The organism is Paenibacillus thermoaerophilus, assembly GCF_005938195.1.
Lineage (GTDB): Bacteria > Bacillota > Bacilli > Paenibacillales > Reconciliibacillaceae > Paenibacillus_W > Paenibacillus_W thermoaerophilus.
On the sequence record NZ_VCQZ01000006.1, the window covers coordinates 124,246 to 141,749 of the forward strand.

At 59.6% G+C, this 17,504-nt stretch carries 15 protein-coding genes; 4 read left to right on the plus strand and 11 right to left on the minus strand.

Features of this window, described 5'->3' with window-relative positions:
- Nucleotides 1–130: 130 nt before the first annotated feature.
- The 6 genes from FE781_RS06425 to FE781_RS06450 are packed head-to-tail and all read right to left on the minus strand — an operon-like array spanning nt 131 to nt 9,825.
- On the minus strand, nt 131–2,662 hold the full coding sequence (locus FE781_RS06425) for a hypothetical protein (RefSeq protein ID WP_138788783.1): 2,532 nt from the start codon (nt 2,660–2,662) through the stop codon (nt 131–133).
- Between the two features lie 37 nt (nt 2,663–2,699).
- Nucleotides 2,700–4,175 carry an ABC transporter substrate-binding protein gene (locus tag FE781_RS06430; protein WP_170209436.1) on the minus strand — a complete coding sequence of 492 codons (1,476 nt, stop codon included), beginning with the start codon at nt 4,173–4,175 and terminating at the stop codon, nt 2,700–2,702.
- Complete coding sequence (locus FE781_RS06435; protein ID WP_138788785.1) at nt 4,172–5,074, minus strand: ABC transporter ATP-binding protein; 903 nt, start codon at nt 5,072–5,074, stop codon at nt 4,172–4,174. Before FE781_RS06435 ends, FE781_RS06430 begins: the two co-directional genes overlap by 4 nt.
- Nucleotides 5,075–5,077: 3 nt before the next feature.
- On the minus strand, nt 5,078–7,957 hold the full coding sequence (locus tag FE781_RS06440) for an ABC transporter permease (RefSeq protein WP_138788786.1): 2,880 nt from the start codon (nt 7,955–7,957) through the stop codon (nt 5,078–5,080).
- A gap of 4 nt (nt 7,958–7,961) precedes the next feature.
- Nucleotides 7,962–9,068, minus strand: a complete 1,107-nt coding sequence (locus FE781_RS06445) for an efflux RND transporter periplasmic adaptor subunit (RefSeq protein ID WP_138788787.1) — start codon at nt 9,066–9,068, stop codon at nt 7,962–7,964.
- The gene (locus FE781_RS06450; RefSeq protein ID WP_138788788.1) at nt 9,028–9,825 is read right to left on the minus strand and encodes an ABC transporter ATP-binding protein; all 798 of its coding nucleotides are present in this window, start codon (nt 9,823–9,825) and stop codon (nt 9,028–9,030) included. The genes FE781_RS06445 and FE781_RS06450 overlap by 41 nt, the downstream gene beginning before the upstream one ends.
- 273 nt (nt 9,826–10,098) lie before the next feature.
- Between FE781_RS06450 and FE781_RS06455 the strand changes: the two genes are divergently transcribed.
- A complete protein-coding gene (locus FE781_RS06455; protein WP_170209437.1) occupies nt 10,099–10,404 on the plus strand; it encodes a hypothetical protein in 306 nt (101 codons plus the stop codon).
- 1 nt (nt 10,405) lies between these two features.
- Complete coding sequence (locus FE781_RS06460; RefSeq protein ID WP_138788790.1) at nt 10,406–10,867, plus strand: DinB family protein; 462 nt, start codon at nt 10,406–10,408, stop codon at nt 10,865–10,867.
- Nucleotides 10,868–11,154: 287 nt separating this feature from the next.
- Here the strand turns inward: FE781_RS06460 and FE781_RS06465 are convergent, their stop codons facing one another.
- The 3 genes from FE781_RS06465 to FE781_RS06475 are packed head-to-tail and all read right to left on the minus strand — an operon-like array spanning nt 11,155 to nt 13,810.
- The gene (locus FE781_RS06465) at nt 11,155–12,222 is read right to left on the minus strand and encodes an ABC transporter ATP-binding protein (RefSeq protein WP_138788834.1); all 1,068 of its coding nucleotides are present in this window, start codon (nt 12,220–12,222) and stop codon (nt 11,155–11,157) included.
- Nucleotides 12,223–12,248: 26 nt separating this feature from the next.
- Nucleotides 12,249–13,031 (minus strand): ABC transporter permease, encoded by a 783-nt coding sequence (locus FE781_RS06470; protein ID WP_246068073.1) that lies wholly within the window; start codon nt 13,029–13,031, stop codon nt 12,249–12,251.
- A 5-nt stretch (nt 13,032–13,036) separates the two neighbouring features.
- Nucleotides 13,037–13,810, minus strand: a complete 774-nt coding sequence (locus tag FE781_RS06475) for an ABC transporter permease (protein WP_138788792.1) — start codon at nt 13,808–13,810, stop codon at nt 13,037–13,039.
- 390 nt (nt 13,811–14,200) lie between these two features.
- Here FE781_RS06475 and FE781_RS06480 point away from each other — a divergent pair, with 390 nt between their 5' ends.
- Nucleotides 14,201–14,929 carry a saccharopine dehydrogenase NADP-binding domain-containing protein gene (locus tag FE781_RS06480; RefSeq protein WP_170209438.1) on the plus strand — a complete coding sequence of 243 codons (729 nt, stop codon included), beginning with the start codon at nt 14,201–14,203 and terminating at the stop codon, nt 14,927–14,929.
- Between the two features lie 197 nt (nt 14,930–15,126).
- On the plus strand, nt 15,127–16,029 hold the full coding sequence (locus FE781_RS06485) for a LysR family transcriptional regulator (RefSeq protein ID WP_138788794.1): 903 nt from the start codon (nt 15,127–15,129) through the stop codon (nt 16,027–16,029).
- Between the two features lie 54 nt (nt 16,030–16,083).
- On the opposite strand, the gene FE781_RS06490 is transcribed toward FE781_RS06485, so the two are convergent.
- A complete protein-coding gene (locus FE781_RS06490; RefSeq protein ID WP_138788795.1) occupies nt 16,084–16,515 on the minus strand; it encodes a GtrA family protein in 432 nt (143 codons plus the stop codon).
- A complete protein-coding gene (locus FE781_RS06495; RefSeq protein WP_138788796.1) occupies nt 16,490–17,473 on the minus strand; it encodes a glycosyltransferase family 2 protein in 984 nt (327 codons plus the stop codon). Before FE781_RS06495 ends, FE781_RS06490 begins: the two co-directional genes overlap by 26 nt.
- Nucleotides 17,474–17,504: the final 31 nt, after the last annotated feature.

The window sequence follows — 17,504 nt, forward strand, 5'->3', positions numbered from 1 at the left end:
CGTGTCGGCAACGGACACTTGCCCGGAGCATTTCCCTTCTAGTGTACCTTCCGTCCGCCCGCCGAGCAAACAAACGCAAACATCCCGCCCCCTCCAGGCGGGCGGGATGCGAAGCGGACACGCCGTCCGGTCACTCGGACATGACGTTCCAATCGAACTGTTTCGAGGCGAGCAGTCTCTTCTCGCCGTTAAACTCCTCGTAAATCTCGACCTTGTACTGGTTCAGGTAAGGAAGTTTGTGGAACAGGATGTCGTCGTTAAACGTGATGACCTTGCGGTTCTTGCCGACGGGAAGCGCGCCTTCGGCCCCGGACTTGCCCAGCTCGAAGGTGCGGCTGATGACGAAGGAGCCGGCCAAATCTTTAAATTCGAGAACCAGCTTGCGATCCGACGCTTCGACCAGCGGATTTTTGCTGAGCTCGTAGTCGAAGCCGAAGGACACGATTCCGCCGCCGCCCACCGTTATCGACACCGGTTGGGCATGGAACCGGCTCAAGCTGACGGTATACGGATAGAAGTCCAAATTCGCGAAGTCCTTCTTCGGTTCCTTGTTCTCCTTCGGCAAAGCGAACGACACCGCGTCGATATACGCGTCGGGAGCCGCATCTCCGGTCACCGGCTGGCCGTCCTTGACACCCGTTCCGACAATCAGCTTCAATTGATCTCTGTCGATGCCGCTAGGCAAGTACGCCGATACGAGCAACGTGGCGATGCTTCCGGGACCGATCTTTTTGGTTACTTTGGATATTTCCGCCGGGTACAGGGCATCGTTGTCGTCCTTGAAGTACGCCACCATATTGCCGATGCTGACAAGCCGCTTCTCCAGGTTCCTGACGTTGAACTGAACGGTGAACAGCTCGGCATCCGATATGCCCGGATAGCTCCTGACGGAACGAACGGACATCTGCGATTTGCGGCCGGTATTGTTCACGCGGTGGCTCGAATCCACTGCGATCTCCGGCAGTCCGACCGTCTCGGACCCCGTGCGGAATTCAAGCAAGTCCTGCTTGTTCTCGCCGTTCGTCTCCTGGAGCACAACCTTGATCGAAGCATAACCCGTCGAATACGGCAGCTTCCCGTACAGCAGCATCTGCACGTCTCTCGACTTGCTCACGGTGACGGCGTTGTCCTTCACGACGAGCTGCGCCGGGATGCGGACGAGATTGTCCAGCAGGAAGTAGCCGCTGAGCGACGGAATCGGCTGAGACGATGGCATCTTGCCCGACAGGGTCAGGTTGGCCGCCAAAATATCCTGTTCGTCCCAAGGCATCCGCTGAATGCCCTCGAGAGTCGCCTGATACGATCCGCCGCCGACGGCAAAGTCGTACGGAACCCCGATGACGCCTTGCTCATCCTTCGTGTCGGCCAGCTCGTATACGGCCAGCCTCGTGTCGCTCGTGCGATCCGGCTGGGACGGGTCCGCGGCCGGAAGCAGCAGCAGCTTCCAGCCCTCCGCCGATACTGACGTCGGGATCGACGCCGTCAGCGAGATGTCTTTGCTGACCAGCGGATCGATCGACAAGTCCTTCAGTCCTTCCGCTTTGGCCGGATAGGTCAACCCGTCCGCCGTCTGCAGCAGGAACCGGTACTCGGGCAGCTTGACGGAGCTTTTGCTTTCGTTTTTGATCGTAAACGTCATCGCCGCTTGATAATAAGCGTCGCTCTTCATCCGGATAAACCGGCTCACCTTCGTCAGCAGCGACCACTCTTCATGCTCGATGACGGTCGACTGGCCGGAGGGCACCGCCGAATCGTCCGCGACGTCCGTCGCCTCCGGCATTACAAACATGGCCACGGGCAGCGTCAGCTTGCTGCCGTTCATATCCGTCTGATTCGTCACGACGAGCTCCCAGCCGTCCGGACTTACCGATGCGGGGATGGTGCCCGTCAGTTGGACGTCTCTTGTGAACCGGGGATGCAGGCTGCGGTCCTTCTCCTCGAAGCCTTTGGCCTCAAGCGGATACAACAGCCCTTCCGAAGTCCGGATGGCGAACTGGTAAGGCGGAAGCTCCGCGGTCCGGGACCCGACGTTTTCGATAAAAAGCTGAACCTTCGGCAAGTAATAGGACGAATTTTTGCCGACGGACGCCGAGCGGATCGACATTTTGACCGCCGAACCGGGGGCGTTTACGATACGGGCGCTGCCCGCCGGAGCGGCCATCGCGTAATCCGCCGGAACTTTTAGCGTACCCAGCGTCCGCTCGTAATTCGGAGCGGAGAAATCCCACTTGACGATGCGGAAGGATAAATCGGAAAAGTTCGTCGATTCGCTGACTTTGGCGATCATGTTCAGATCGAGGCTGCTGTGCGCCGGCACCCGGTTTTTGTCCTTGTCCTGCGGGAGCAGGCTTACGGAAAAAGACGTGCCTGCCTGATTGGAGAGCCTCACCCAATAATCGATAAACTGAATCTCATAATCGTCGTTGTTGTGAAGCGTAAGTGTAAAGGCCAGCGTCTTGTTCCCGTCGCCTTCGAGCATGGCGGCCTGCTTGACCTCGATATAGCTTTTTCCTGTGATGTAGACGGCGCCGATCGATGTCGAAGCGACTTCGGCTGCCGGCCCGTCCGTAATGCCGTCCGCATATGCGGGCAGCGCGGACCCGGCCGCCAGCGCGAGCGCCAGACCGAAGGCCGTCAGCCGGTATCGCATACGTCGTATCATGCTGCTTCCTCCTCAAACCGGATTCGTTAACGCGTGGTCAGCCTGCCGGAACCGCAATGGCGGCTCCGCCGGAACCGCCGGAATTCACGGGCTGGCTCAAAAGCTGGTCGCCCTGCGTCTTCCAGGCCGCCAAAGCCTCTTTCACCGATTTTTCTCCTCTTATGGCGGACATCAGTTCCTGTCTTCCGAGCGTGTAGGCCTGGATCAGATTGGGATTGCGCTGCTGGTAGATCCAATACATTTCGGTTTGGCCTTCCGTCAGCGGCTTGTTTTTGAAGAACGCTTCCATGTTCAGGTTGTTGGCCGGCTGCTTGATATACTTTTTGTGCGAGACGAGCTGGTAGTTGTTGTTCGACTTCGCCCGCGCCCAATCTTCCCCGTTGATGAACTTCAGGAATCTCCAGGCGTCGGCCTCGTTGCCGGCCTTGGAATTGATGCCCATAATGCCGTACAGGGTGAGTCCGGCGGCTACGCCCGGATTCTCGGGGTGGGTCGGCAGGGCCGCGACGTCGTACTCGATCGGGGTATACCCGGTCAGGTTGGCCGCGTTTTTATTGGCGTTGTCAATTTGGCTCAGTTGACCGTAATTCATGATCGTCATGGCCAGCCGCCCGGACATAAAGTCATCGTAGGAGAACGGATTTTGGCCGTTGCCTCTGAACCGCATCTGAGAGCTCGGATCGTTCGGGTCGAGGGACGGCATTACCTTGTCCTTGCTGAGCTGGATCAGCTTGGTCCAGACCGCCTCCCATTGCTCCGAATCGACCGCCAGGCTCTTTTTGTCCTCGCTGAAATACTCAAGCCCCAGCGGCGCCGTGTACATGAAGCTGCTCTCGAAAATATCCGAGTAGCCCTGGGACTGGAAGTTGAAGCCCCATTTCTGGTTCTCGCCTTCCCCGCCGGAGACGCGGCGCGCAAGGTCGAACAACTGATCCCAGGTCATCTCGTCGGAAGGAAATTCCACGCCTGCGTCCATAAAAATCTTCTTGTTATAAACGATCGCGGACGACGAGAACAACGGCGCCAGAGCGTAAAGCTTGCCGTCGCCCGAGACGGAGCTCAGTCCTTCCATGACGGACGGCAGAATGCCGCTCGTATCGAATTTGTCCTTGGCGATCAGCGGATCGAGCGGCTTCAGCAAGTTTTCCGAGATCAGTTCCTTCATCTGCGGCAGATCGACCATGACGACGTCCGGCGGATTCGGACCCTGCATAACCTCCTTCAGCTTCACCAGCGGGTCCGGCCTTTCCTCGCCTTCTTTGACGGGTCCGTACATGATGGACTCGTCGACAACCGGGACGAATTCGAGCTTGATGTTTTTATGGGCATACTCGAAGATCTCCGTAAACTGCTGGCGGAACCACGACCCGTCGTCGCCTCCGAGCGTGGTGGAAGCGATGCGCAGAACGCGCTCCGTATCCGAATCGGCGGAATCGCCGTCCGTGCAGGCCGCCAGCGCAGTCGCGACAAGCGCCGTCGACAGCGCTGCGGGAATCCATTTTTTCATGTTCATAGGTCGATCTTCCTCTCCTGTTCTTCCGAATGAATCCATAATTTCTTGGGAGCGCGGATCATGATCTTCTCCCCGTCAAACTCCATGGAAGCTTTGTTCGTGATCTGCAGCGCCTGTAAATATTCCTTGGGCACCTGCAGCCTTCCGGCGCGGTCGATCACCACGAATTCCTCGTGCGCCTCCCGGATCGTATGTCCTCCGACGGACAAGTCCAGATTGGGATTGCGCTTGACGAATTCCGTGCTCGTCATGCCGTCGCGGATGGCGACAACCCGATCCACCTTGCCCGCCAGCGCCATATCGTGGGTAACGATCACGATCGTGACGCCCAGTTCCTTGTTGAGTGTGCGGAAAATATCCATGATCCGGTCCGCCGTCTCCGTATCGACCGAACCGGTCGGTTCGTCCGCAAGCAGCAGCGACGGCCGGTTCGACAGCGAGATGGCGATGGCCACCCGCTGCTGCTCGCCACCGGAGAGCTGATGCAGCTTGTTGTGCATCCGCTCCTTCAGCCCGACCCACTCGAGTAGCTGCATGGCGTACGCGCGATCGACCTTGCCGGACAGCATCATGGGCATCTCGACGTTTTCCAGCGCGGTCAGGTACGGCAGCAAGTTCCGGGCGTTGTTCTGCCAGATGAAGCCGACCGTCTTGCGTTTGTACTCGACCAGATGATCGTCCGAGATTTTCAGCAGATCCCATTCGCCGACACGCACCTGACCGGCAGAGGGGCGGTCCAAGCCGCCCAAAATGTTCAGCAGCGTGGACTTGCCGCTTCCGCTGTTGCCGATGATCGCCATCATCTCTCCCGGTTGGACCGAGATATTGAGTCCTTGCAGAGCGACAACCTCGACGTCGTCCGATTTGTAAATTTTGACGAGCCCTTCGCAATGAATCACCGGTTATCGCTCCTCTCCCAGCTTCACGGCCTGGTGGACGCGCAGCCGGCGGATATGCAGCGCCAGCATCGTCGCTCCGACCAGAATCATAAAGGCCGTTACGATAAAGATCGGGTAGTTGTCCTTCGCTTCGAACACGATCCGGAACGGCGGCACCTGCACCGCGGCGTTGTCCGCCGTCTGCAGGAACGGCAGATACAAGTAGCCGGCCAGCATGCCGAGCCCGATGCCGAGTCCGATCGACAAGCCCGCCGTAAACAACTGCTCAAGCAGCAGCATTCCCGTCAACTGCTTCCGATGCAGCCCCATGGCGCGCAGAACGCCGAATTGGACGACCCGGCTCGACAGATTGAAAAACCAGTACAAAATAAAACCGAATAGCGAGATAAGAACTGACAGGATAAACCCGAGGCTCAGGATGCCGAATACGCCGCCGCGTTGCGGATGCTTCTGCTGGGCGGCCAGCTCGATGCCGACGTCCCGCACCTCCGCGATCTCCACCTTTTCCCGCTGCAGATGCTCCAGCATCGGAACCGTCTTGGCGCCTTCTTTCATCTTGATCCATACTTCGTACGGCAGGATGCCGGCCTGATCGTAGATGTATTCCAGATTGGCGATAAAGAACGGTCGCTCATCCGGATATTGCGCCGGCCAGTACGGAAGCGTCCCCACGATGACAAACTCCACGTTCGTCTGATTGATCGCGATATTCATCAGGTCGCCGGGCTTCAAGGCGTATCGGTCCGCGAACTTGGTCGGCACGATCACCGCCTGTTCGTAGGTGCCGAGAAGATTCAGGTACCAGTAGGGATGCAGCGGGAACAAGTCCCTGCGCAGCCACGCCACGTTGCCGAACTCCCAGTTGTCGATGCCGATCAGGTTGCCGATGCCGAGCGATTTGCCCGACGCGGAGGCGCTTGCCCGCATCTGCAGCACGCGGGAGGCGTGCTCCACGCCTTCCGCCCGCTTGAACACCTCGAACGGAGGCTCGATATACCGGACGTTTTGCGGCACTTCCAAGCCGCTGCCCGGAGCGCCCGCACCGCCGCCGGGATTGCCCGTTCCTCCCTGATTGCCTTGGCCCCCCTGGCCTCCCTGGCCGCCGCTTGAATCCGGCGGAGGAGGCAAATCCTCGGCTACGCTCTCCCAGGACGCCTTGACGATGACGTCCGTGCCGTAGCGGTACAACGTCCGTTCCGTGGAGTTCAGGTCGATCGTTCGCGCCGCCGACGCGTTGTACACGCCCAACCCGAGCGTAAGGATCAGCAACAGCATAAGCGGATAATAAGACCGGGACGATCGGGACAACTGGGTCAGCGTCATATAGATCGACACCGGGAATACGCGCCTGCCGATTCGCGTCGCCAGCGCGATGATCCAGGGAAATACCCTCAGAAAAACAAGCCCGAGCGCGAATATCGTAAGGGCAGGAACAAAAAACAGCAGCGGATGAACCTGAAGCTGGTCCGCGCTTAACCCCGTCTGCTCCGAGAGCAGGCGGTTTTGACGGAAGCCGTACCAGCCCAAACCGGCAACGGCGACCAGCGCCACATCCAGAAACCAGCGCTGCCATACCGGCTTGCGGTCGGACCGGGCGATTCGCTTCTTGAGATCGACGATCGAGGAACGGGCGAACCCGATGGCCGGTATCACCGTCGCCGCCATCGCGACAAGCACCGCGGCTGCGCCGTACAAAACCGTCTGCAGGCCGAATCCGACGGGCACCGCTTCCCGGTCCACGAAGGATAAAAAGCCGTTGGCCGAACCGATGCTTTTGGCCATCAGCCAACCGAGCGACGTGCCGAGTATGAGCGCGGCGCCGCCCAGCACAAGGCTTTCCAGCACGTACAGCCATACGATCTGCCAGGTGCTCGCGCCCCGCGACCGGATCACCGAGATGTCGGTCCGCTGCCGGTCGAGCGTCTGCTTCGCGTTCATCACGATATAATAAAGAACCATGCCGATCATGGGAGCCGCCAGCGTAAACAGCAGAACCTGCAGCCGGAGACTTTCGCGCTTGAACTCGCCCAGCTTGTCGGCGAAGGAAAAGTCGACTTTCGTGTCCTTCAGCTTCTGGTACAGGTTGATGTCGAGCCGCTGAAGCTTGCTCTCGAGCGGACCGATCTGACTCGTGCGAATGTCCGTCAGGTCAAACGCGTAGTACCAGTTCGCCGTGCTGAGCGGAACTTTGCGTTTGGCCATCAGCTCATCCTTGAACAGTTGTTCGCTGACGACCAGATTGCCGAGTTGGCTTTCGAGACCTTGGAACCAGTAAGGATCGTTCTCGTCCTTCGGATGAAACGCGCCGACGATCCGAACCGTCAGCGTCTGGCCGACGACCGGGTAGCGGAACTCGTCGCCGACATGCAGGTCGTTGCGGAACAACGACTCTTCCATAACCGCGGCTTCCAGCACGGTTCCGTCCGGCCTATCCGCGGGCCACCGGCCGACGGACAGCTCCGCGTGTTCGGACAATCCGTGCATCGAGACGATCGTCATCTGCCGGCGTTTGCTCGCGTCAACCTTGGTCGGGTCGACGGGCGCCAGTTGGGTGCCGCGGAGGGAGAATATGCTGTTGTACACGGTGTACGGCAGCCCCAGATATCCGTGCACCTCTTCCCGGATGTACCGATCGACTTCGCCGAAGGATGCGGGGTCCGTCCTGTCCGACCCCGTCGCCTGATAACGAACCGCAAGCGATCCGGGCGGCATCGACTGGCCGTCGTCCGCCAGCGATTTGGCGACGACGCGCTTGAGCGCTCCGTCGGAATACATCGGGATACTGGTCGTAAACGCCACGGCCACGGTCAGCCCGATCAGCGAACTGAACGTGAGCCAACGGGTATTCCACATTTTCCGGAACAAAAACCGCAGCATCGCCATACCGTTATTTACCTACGACTTTCTGGCCGGCCGCGAGTCCTTTGACGATTTCGACTTCCGTCGAGCTCCTCAATCCGACTTCCACGTCGACCTCCCGTTTTTCGCCTTTTTCGTCCACGACCTGAACGTATTGGCGTCCGCCCGCCGAACGCAGGGCCGACGGAGGAATAATCAGGACGTTCTCTTTTTTCTGCACGATGACGGACACGGACAGCGGCGTGCCGCGGCTGAGGTTCTCCGGCATCTTCTCCAGATCGATCAGGACGTATTTGTCGATCGAATCTTGCGCGCCGGAATCGCCGTACATATAGCCGTACGGGTCGCGGTTCGGAGTTTGCTGGCCCGATGCGTTCGGATTCGGCAATTGCCGGATCGTCCCTTTCTGCTTGCCGGCCGTATTGATATCGACTTCGACTTCCATGCCGACGGCGACTTTCTTGAGATCTTCGGCGCTCAGATTCGCCGCGACGGTCAGTTTGGACAGATCGGCGATCAGCGCGACCGCTTCATACGCTTTGGTCTGGTCGCCCTTCTTCTTGTAGACCGACACGACCGTTCCCGCGAACGGAGCGACGATCTTGGAATTGGCGATCGACTCCTCCAGCTTGGTCAGCTCCTCGCGCTTCATCTCGAAGGCGATACGGGCCTGTTCCATCTCCTCGGCCGTCTTGTCGCCGGAATCCCTCAACAACTGAATCATTTTCAGCTCTTCGCTCCGCGCCTCCAGCCGCTTCATGCGCAAAGTGCTCTGGACGTCCGCCACGTCCAGCTCGGCGATAACCTGGCCGGCCTGCACGGTATCGCCCGCATTGACGTGGATCGCCTTGATCCGCTTGTTGTCTTCCGTAAAGTACACTTCTTCTTCCTTCTCGGACATCAGCTTCCCGGAGCCGGTGACTTTGGTGATCATCGTTCCCGTCTTGACCGTATATTCCGGTTTCTTCGACAGCTTCGGCGGATGGATGCTCGGCAGCACCTCCTCAGCGTCTTCCTTGGGCAGCATGGAACAGCCGGAAGCCGTGATCAAGGACAGCGCCAACAGGCTTGCAAGCGCCGCCCTGCCTCCTCTGTTACGGCCCGGCGAATCGCCCGTCCACCATCTCGTAAACATGGTCTGCGACCTCCATAATCGTTGGATCGTGTGTTGTCATACAGATCGTCACGCGTTCGTGCTCCACGATGTCGCGGAACACGGCCATTACCTGCGCGCTCATCTGGGAGTCGAGCTCCGCCGTCGGTTCGTCGGCCAGCAGCAAGGCCGGACGATGGGCGATCGCCTTGGCGATCGCAACCCGCTGCTGCTCGCCCCCGGACATCTCGAACGGGCGATGATTCATGCGTTTGGCCAGTCCGACCAGTTCCAGACATTCCTCGACCCGCTTTTTCCACTCGGCTCTCGGCTTGCCCGCCATGCGCAGCGCCAGCTCCACGTTCTCGTAGGCGGACAGCAGAGGCATAAGCGCAAAAGCCTGGAAAATAAACCCGATCTCCCGCCGCCTGACTTCCGTGCGTTCGCGGTCGTTCCATTCGTGAAACGGGTATTGGCGGAAAAAGATCGTGCCCGTGTCCGGCTGGTCCAGGCCGCCGAGCAGATTAAGCAGCGTCGTCTTGCCGGAACCCGACCTCCCCTTGAGCATGACCAATTGTCCGGGGTACAGAACCATGTCGATGCCTTTCAGCACGTGCAAGCGGCTGCCGCCGACGTCGAACCCCCGATGGACGCCGGTTACGGTCAGCAGCGGAGCGGTATCGGAACGGTTCGCCTCGGAATCGTCCGCTTCCGGCAATGACGGTTCCCGCAGCTCCTGCTCCGGAGCGTCCCGAGCCGCTTCGTCCGGTTTTTTCACCAGTCGTGCCAACCACCCCATCCTTGAATTCTCCTCTCTTGCAAACGGAAAATATCGAACTGCTCTAAATAAGACGAATCTCTCAGGCAAAATGTTACAAATTCCTCAGCATTTTTTTACTCCGATGGTTGGACTTGCCGGACGCGGAAAAAGACACGGAAGCAATAATAGGTCTCTCTGAAAGAGACGTCCTTCCCCAAAAAGAAACTGCGGCAGACGAGCGCGCTGGAGGATTCCGTTCCCCGTCCGTCGAATAATCTGGAGGAAGCACGAATATAAAAGGTTGTGAAGCCGATGAATCCGCTCTATCATTCCTATCATTCCAGCTATGAGCTGACCGTGTGCAAAAGCGCCGGCGGCTACATGCTCCAGTTCGAATCGTACCGGCAGCCCGGAGCGCCGATCTCCCTGCACGAATTCGCCCGGGAGGAAGACGCCGCCGCCGCGGCCAAACGATTTCCGGAACTCTATCAACAAGCCGAGCTGCAGGGTTACACGTTAAAAGGGCCTTTTTTCGTACATTCGACCGGGAAGTCCGTTCATGTCTCGTTCGTCTTCGAACCGGGCATGACGTTAAACCGATTCAGGGAGTTGTTGTAGGGTGAGGGAAGCTGCGCTGCTCTCCATGGCCGAAAAAGTGCGGAGCAGGACGCTCGAAGCGTTGCGGAGCGTGCCGGAGGAACAAGCCGATGTCATCCCCGCCGGCTCCGGCTTCCGCAACAATCTCCGCTGGCAGGCGGGACATATCCTGTATACGCAGGAGGTGCTGACCCGCAAGTTTGCGGGAATTCCGATCGAGTTCGGCGACGACTGGAAGCGCTGGTTCGGCAGAGGCAGCAGTCCGGCCGACTGGACGACGGAGCCACCGTCGTACGCCGGCCTTCTGGAGCGGCTTGCTTCCCAACCCGCGCGCATCCGCGAGTCGCTGGCCGGACGGTTGGACGAGCGATTGGACCGGCCGTTTCTGGACAACGAGACCGTCGGGGAAGTGTTCCTGTTCAGTCTGTACCACGAAGGCATTCATACGGGGCATATTGCGGCGCTCCGCAAGCTGGTGCTCTGACGCCTTGCGCGAAAAAAGCTCCGGCGGCGCAAGGCGGGCACAAAAGACGACGGCTCATCCTCCTTAAACAAGGGGATGAGCCGTTTCTAGTTGCAGCGAATGGTCGCCGATGCGCATGGGGCGGCGATTCAGCCGAGCCGATGTTCCTGCACAAGCCTGTCGCAGCAGCGGCCGGTTCGCGCGTATTCCCGGATCTCCGCTTTGAAGCTCCCGCAGCCGCGCGATCCGGGGGTCCTCCGGTTGATTCGATCGCTCTCTCATTCTATCGTCTCCTCCCTTGGTTCGGTTTAGTAAATCCGGTGAATCACGTCTTCGAAATCCGGCTCCTCCATCTTGACGTCGCCGATCTCGCCCCACCGCTCCAGCTCCCGCAGCACATCCATCGCCGTCGTCTCCTGGCGGTTGCAGGAAACCGCGACTTCGCTCGAACCGGCCTCCAGCAGCCGGAACGGAAGACCGGTTCGCTCCGCGGAAGCGATGGCGGCGATCCCTCCGCCGGTTCCCCTTCCGCCGTACTCCGCTTCAGCGGTTCCCGGCGCGTCCCGCCCGGCCGCAGCGATGCCGTCCGGCAGCGTGTAGCCGTTCCGGTACGTCACCCGGATCACGGTCGGCAAGCCGATCCGCTCCCTCAGCTCGGCGATGCCGCCGTCGTAGATCAATCCGCCCCGATTGATCACCATCACCCGGCGGCACAATTGCTCGATATCGTCCATGTCGTGCGTCGTCAGCAGCACCGTTTTGCCGAAGTCCCGATTAAGCGTGCGCAGGTGCCGGCGAATCTCCCTTTTGGCTGCCACATCCATGCCGATCGTCGGCTCGTCGAGCACCAGCAGCTCCGGATCGTGCAGCAGAGCGGCCGCGAGGTCGCCTCGCATCCGCTGGCCGAGCGACAGCTTGCGCACCGGCGTATCCCAGAATTCGCTCAGCCCCAACACCTCGTTCAGCTTGCCGAGCTGCCGCAGCTTCTCCTTACGGTCCATCCGGAAGATCGCCGCGAGGATATCGTAGCTGTCCCGCAGAGGCAGATCCCACCAGAGCTGCGTGCGCTGGCCGAAGACGACGCCCAGGCTGCGCACCACCTGCGTCCGCTCCTTCTGCGGGTCGCACCCCATCACCCGCACCCGGCCGGAGCTCGGATGCAGGATACCGCACAGCATTTTGATCGTAGTCGATTTTCCGGCGCCGTTCGGCCCGATATACCCGACGAATTCGCCGCGTTCGACCGAGAAATTCAGCCGTTCGACCGCGACGACCGTTCGTTTTTGCCTGGAGAACAACGTTCTTACGCTCCGAAGCGGCCCGTTTTTGGCGACGGGCACTTCGAAGGATTTCCCCAATTCGATCGCTTCCAGCATCTTCATCCCGAAGTTCCTCCCCTCCGTTACGTTCCCGTGCTTTGATACCGGGTCAGCCCCAGCCGCCACAGCAGCAGCGACGCCGTCAGCGATACCGCCGCCACGCCCGCGGCCAGCACCAAAATCCAGGCGCCCCATTGTCCCTTGACGATATACAGCGCCGGCATATAGTTGATGAACCCGAACGGAATGACAAAGATCAAAATCGACTGCAGCCAGGCCGGGAACAGGCTCAGCGGATACTGGCACGCCGTCGTTGTCGCGTTGTCCGTCAGCACGTACAGATCGTCGATCCGGGTCAGCCAGAAGCCCCAGGCGGCGGTCGCCAATCCGACCGCGAACATAATCGCCGTGCCGGTTGCCGCGGCAAGCATCGTCTGGGGCACGGCCCACCAGGAGACCTGGCCGTCCCGCAGCAGCACGCCGATGCAGACGCCCAACACCGCCAGGCTTTGCAGAAGCTCGCCCGTAACCTTGCGGGAGCGGGACGTCATCAGCGAGAGCAGCACCGGAAGCGGCCGCAGCAGCAACTGGTCAAGCTGGCCCGTGACCAGATAAGGCTCGAAGTTGTTGACGGCCGAAGCCAACCCCCGGTAGATGTATTTGCAGGTCATCAACAGCCCGTACAAATAGCCGATCTCCCATACGCTCCAGCCCTTGATTGCGCCGAACGCATGAAGCACAACCGCAAGCCCGAGAAATTCCGCCACCGACACAAACGCGGCCAGCAGCGTAAACAGCACGAAGTTCCATTTGTACTGCATGGACGCCCTCATGTTCGCGGCAACAAGCGTCCACCAGATTTTCATCCAGCTCATCCTCCCTGCACCTCCACCCGATGGCGGACGAGCCGGGTCGCGCCCAGCGCCGCCAACGTCAGCAGCGCGCACCAGACGGCCGGAACGATCAGTTCGTCCGCTCCCGCTTGCCCCAGGTATATCCGCGCCGGAACGGAGTGGAACGCGGGATAGGGAGAGCCGTGGGCGATCGCCTGCAGCCAGCCCGGCATCCACTCAAGCGGGATGAGGAAGCCGGACAAAATAAAGTTAAACGAGTAATGGACCAGGCTGAGCCAGCGGCTCTCCACCGTCCATAAGGCCGTGACGCCGATGATAAACCCGACGCAGACGCTCATATAGGACGCGCCCAACAGAGCCAGCACCGTCCACAGCCAGCGGGCCGGATCGCCGGGCACCGGCAGGCCCAGCGCCAAGGCGTACACGACGAACAGCGGCCATGCGGTAAAAGCCGCGTTGTACAGGATCGAACCCGCTTCCCGGCTCGCCGCGAACCGGAACAGATGCAGCGGCCTCATCAGATCCAGCGCGATCTGGCCGGTGCGGACCCGCTCCTCCAAGCCGAGTCCGTGATTTACGAAGCCGAGCCACAGAATCACCTGGTTAAACGCGACATAATGCGCCATACCTTCCCGTCCATAGGCGCCAAGCTCGTTTGATTCGCCGATGCCCTGCCAGATGGAGACGTAAATCAACCCGAACACAACGCTGGCCGCCGTCCGGATCGCGTGGGACGCGCTGTACTGAAGGCGGCTCTCAAACATTTTGCGGGCCAATACCCAAGACGCCAAATGGACAACACCTCTTTCCGTTTTTTGTGAAGCGGGCAAAAAAATCTTACCAAAACGGCAAAAAAAGACTAGACTATTCTTTTCCCGTGTGGTATTCTATTATTATAGAAGATGAGGAAATACCATTTATTGGAATCGATTGTCGATCGGGTCCCCTGCTTAAAATCTGTCAAAAATAGGAATTCAACCTGTCGCGTAGGCGGCTTTTTTTATTTTGCGGCGAAATCGCCCAGACTCCGTTGTCCTTTGTCCGGATGGCGGAGTTCTTTTTATGCCGGTTTATGCCGGGCCGCCGATTGCCGCGCCGCCCCTTTTCGCCCCGCCAAGGCCAAGCGTCTCTCCTTCTCGCAATCTCGCGAATACGATGATAGAGAGAAGGAGTGGATTTCAATGAGCGCATCCCAGCTCGTCATTACGTTGTTAGGCAGCGCAGGCGGCGTCGCTCGGGCCGTTCTTGCCGTTCTGGACCACGCCTCGGGCACGCCGGACGATCCGCTGCATGATAAATTGTCCGGAAGCAAGCTCTACCTTCTGGACCGCGAGGCCCGTCCGAAAAGCTACTATGCCAGGCTGCTGTCCCGGTATCCCGGCAAATTCGGCGTACTGACGCTGGATCTTGAGAATCGGGATCAGCTTCTTCACCATCTGCGCTCCAGCGGAACGACGCTTGTCATCGACTGCTCGTGGGCCGATACGCTCGGCACGATGGCTTGCTGCCACGAGACGGGCGCCGCTTACGTGAACACGGCCCTGGAATGCTTCGAGGCGGACGACGACGCCAGCGTCGCGCGGTACTCGCTGCTGCGGCGATACGACTTGTTCGAGCAGCGCCGCGGCTCCTTTCCCGGGTTAAAAGCCATTGCCTGCTCGGGCATGAATCCCGGTCTCGTGCAGTGGATGGCGATGGAGCTGCTGCGCCGGGAAGGAGGTCGGGTTCCCGACGGCTGCTACATCGTCGAACGCGACACGACGTTCCTCGCCGATCCTGAAGCCGTCGAGCCGGAAACCGTCTATACGTCCTGGTCTCCGGAATGCTTTCTGGAGGAAGCCGTCGAAAAAGTCGGCGAAAATGCCGGATCGGACGGTCTGCTGATGGACCGCATAACGAGACCGCTGTAATGAAGAAAAAACCGCCGTCCGCCTGCATCGCGTGCAGGCTGGACGGCGGTCCGAGTTTACGCGGATCGGCGCGAGGGTGCGGTTCAACTCGCGTTTGCCCGAATCCGGCGGTTCGCCTATAATAGTAGGAGGATGAGAAAAAACGTTTATACCCGCAATCATTTACAATAAATAAATATTTTCAGGAGGTGTCGCCCATGAATATCAATCAGTTGGAGACGCTGCTCACCATCTCCAAGACGATGAGCTTTCGCAAGGCGGGAGAACTGCTTAACCTCACTCAGCCGGCCGTATCGGCCCAGATCAAAAGCCTGGAGGACGAATTCGAGACGGTACTCGTCGACCGCAACCAGCCGGTGACGCTGACGGACGCCGGACGGGTGTTTCTCGAACACGCGGAACGAATCCTCGGCATCGTTGAAGAGCTGAAGCAGCGCTTGTCGGATCTGCACCATACGCCGCAGGGGCATATCCGGCTCGGGACGACGACCTCCATCGCCATTCAGATTTTGCCGCGGGTTCTGTCCTACGTGAAAAACCAGTTCCCTTTGATCAAAACGTCCATTCATTCCATGCCGACCTCGCAGATCATGACCAGCGTCGAGAACGGTTCGATCGATATCGGCATCACGTATTTGTTCGACAAAGTGCCTTCGCTAGAGACATCGGTTCTGTACTACGACACGTTCGAGCTTGTCGCCTCTCCCGAGCATCCGCTGGCCTCCTCTGCGCATATCGCGATCGACAGACTGCGGGACACGCCGTTTATCATGCTCAGTCCGGACACGGCCGGCCGCCGCTTCGTGGATCAGGTGTTCAAGAAATTCAACATCTCGCCGCCGATCGTCATGGAGCTGTCCAGCAGCGAGGAAGTCAAACGGATGGTCGAGCTGAACCTCGGCGTCGGCATCATCTCCAAGATGTCGATCTACAACGAGCTCAAGCACGGTACGCTCAAAATGATCAAAGTCGACGAGCTGGAAAGCAGCCATCCGGTCGGCGTCATATACAAGTCCGGGCGTTATCTCAGCTCCGCGATGCGCCAGTTTCTCAGCGACCTCAAAGGGATGCCGGAGGAGCAATTTTTCGCGACCGAATAGCTTCCGCAACGGCGAGGAGCCTGGTATCCGGCGCGCCGGCCCGTTCCCGCCCGTTTAACGGAACACCCACAGCCGGCTTCCCGCGTAATTCGCGACCATCGTTACGGCTGTGGCCGCCGCTTTCGCCGCCAGCGGATGCAGGCCGAAGCCGTCGTGCGCGAGCCACAAGACAAGCAGGGACAGCAGCAGCGTCCCGATATTCAACGCGACGAACCGTGCGAACCGCGCCCGTTCGCCCGGCCCCGCCGGCGAGCCGCCGCTGCCGCCCGATTCCCCCGCGCGGTTAACTCCGCCGCGCCGGAACGTCCAGTATTTGTTCCACAAGTAGCTGTTGACGATCCCGCATCCGTAACCCGCCGTCTGCGCCGCCAGCAGGTGGACGCCCGCCCCCAGCAGCCCCGTATACACAACAAAGTCGACCGCCGTATTCAGCAGGCCGACCGCATTAAATTTAAGGAACTCAACGAACCGCCGGTTCCCGCTCATGCTCCGCTTTCTCCTCTTCCGTCCTTGCCGGTCCGATCTCCCGTCTCAAAATATACAAGGGCCGATTTTTCGACTCCTCGTATATGCGTCCGACATATTCGCCGACAATGCCCAGCATAATCAGCATGATCCCGTTGAACAGCAGATTGATCGCCACGATCGAAGCCCAGCCCGGCTGCGTTGTCGTGAACAGCCGCTCGTACAGGACGACCAGCAAGTACAGGAAGCTGACGCTCGACAGCGCAAAGCCGAAATACGTCGCGAGCCGAAGCGGCTTAAACGAAAACGACGTAATCGCGTCAAGCGCGAACTTGATCATTTTGCGCAGCGGATATTTCGTCTCCCCGGCGAACCGCTCCTCGCGCACGTATTCCACGGCCGTCTGCCGGAAGCCGACCCAGCTCACCAATCCCCGCACGAACCGGTTTTTCTCCTTCAGCCCGCGCATCACGTCGACGACTTTGCGGTCCATCAGGCGGAAGTCGCCCGTATCGACCGGGATGTCCACGCTGGTCATCGATCGGAGGAACCGGTAAAACAGCATCGCCGTCACCTTTTTGAACAGCGTCTCGCCCTTGCGCTTGAGCCTCTTGCCGTAGACGACCTCATAACCTTGCTTCCACTTGTCGATCATCTCCAGGATGACCTTCGGCGGGTCCTGCAGATCCGCGTCGATAATGACGACCGCGTCGCCCCGCGCATGGTCCATGCCGGCCGTGATCGCAATCTGATGGCCGAAATTGCGGGAGAAATCCAGCAGCCTTACCCTGGGGTCCTCCGCGCAGATTCCTTCCAGAATGGAAGCCGTCTTGTCCCGGCTGCCGTCGTTGACGAACAGCAGCTCGTACGGTTCGCCCAGCGTATCCATCGTCTCGCGAAGCCGCGCATATGTATGGGCGATTACTTCTTCCTCGTTGTATACCGGAACGATTACGGTATATTTCACAGGGTCGCGCATCGCCATCCCCTCCCTTCGTGTGTTTCACCGA

Excerpts from the sequence above, each read along its gene's own strand:
- FE781_RS06455 (WP_170209437.1), top strand. The coding sequence starts at position 10,099 with ATGAATCCGCTCTATCATTCCTATCATTCCAGCTATGAGCTGACCGTG.
- FE781_RS06480 (WP_170209438.1), top strand. The coding sequence starts at position 14,201 with ATGAGCGCATCCCAGCTCGTCATTACGTTGTTAGGCAGCGCAGGCGGC.
- FE781_RS06490 (WP_138788795.1), bottom strand. The coding sequence starts at position 16,515 with ATGAGCGGGAACCGGCGGTTCGTTGAGTTCCTTAAATTTAATGCGGTC.
- FE781_RS06470 (WP_246068073.1), bottom strand. The coding sequence starts at position 13,031 with ATGAAAATCTGGTGGACGCTTGTTGCCGCGAACATGAGGGCGTCCATG.
- FE781_RS06445 (WP_138788787.1), bottom strand. The coding sequence starts at position 9,068 with ATGTTTACGAGATGGTGGACGGGCGATTCGCCGGGCCGTAACAGAGGA.
- FE781_RS06440 (WP_138788786.1), bottom strand. The coding sequence starts at position 7,957 with ATGGCGATGCTGCGGTTTTTGTTCCGGAAAATGTGGAATACCCGTTGG.
- FE781_RS06485 (WP_138788794.1), top strand. The coding sequence starts at position 15,127 with ATGAATATCAATCAGTTGGAGACGCTGCTCACCATCTCCAAGACGATG.
- FE781_RS06495 (WP_138788796.1), bottom strand. The coding sequence starts at position 17,473 with ATGCGCGACCCTGTGAAATATACCGTAATCGTTCCGGTATACAACGAG.
- FE781_RS06450 (WP_138788788.1), bottom strand. The coding sequence starts at position 9,825 with ATGGGGTGGTTGGCACGACTGGTGAAAAAACCGGACGAAGCGGCTCGG.
- FE781_RS06465 (WP_138788834.1), bottom strand. The coding sequence starts at position 12,222 with ATGCTGGAAGCGATCGAATTGGGGAAATCCTTCGAAGTGCCCGTCGCC.
- FE781_RS06425 (WP_138788783.1), bottom strand. The coding sequence starts at position 2,662 with ATGATACGACGTATGCGATACCGGCTGACGGCCTTCGGTCTGGCGCTC.
- FE781_RS06430 (WP_170209436.1), bottom strand. The coding sequence starts at position 4,175 with ATGAACATGAAAAAATGGATTCCCGCAGCGCTGTCGACGGCGCTTGTC.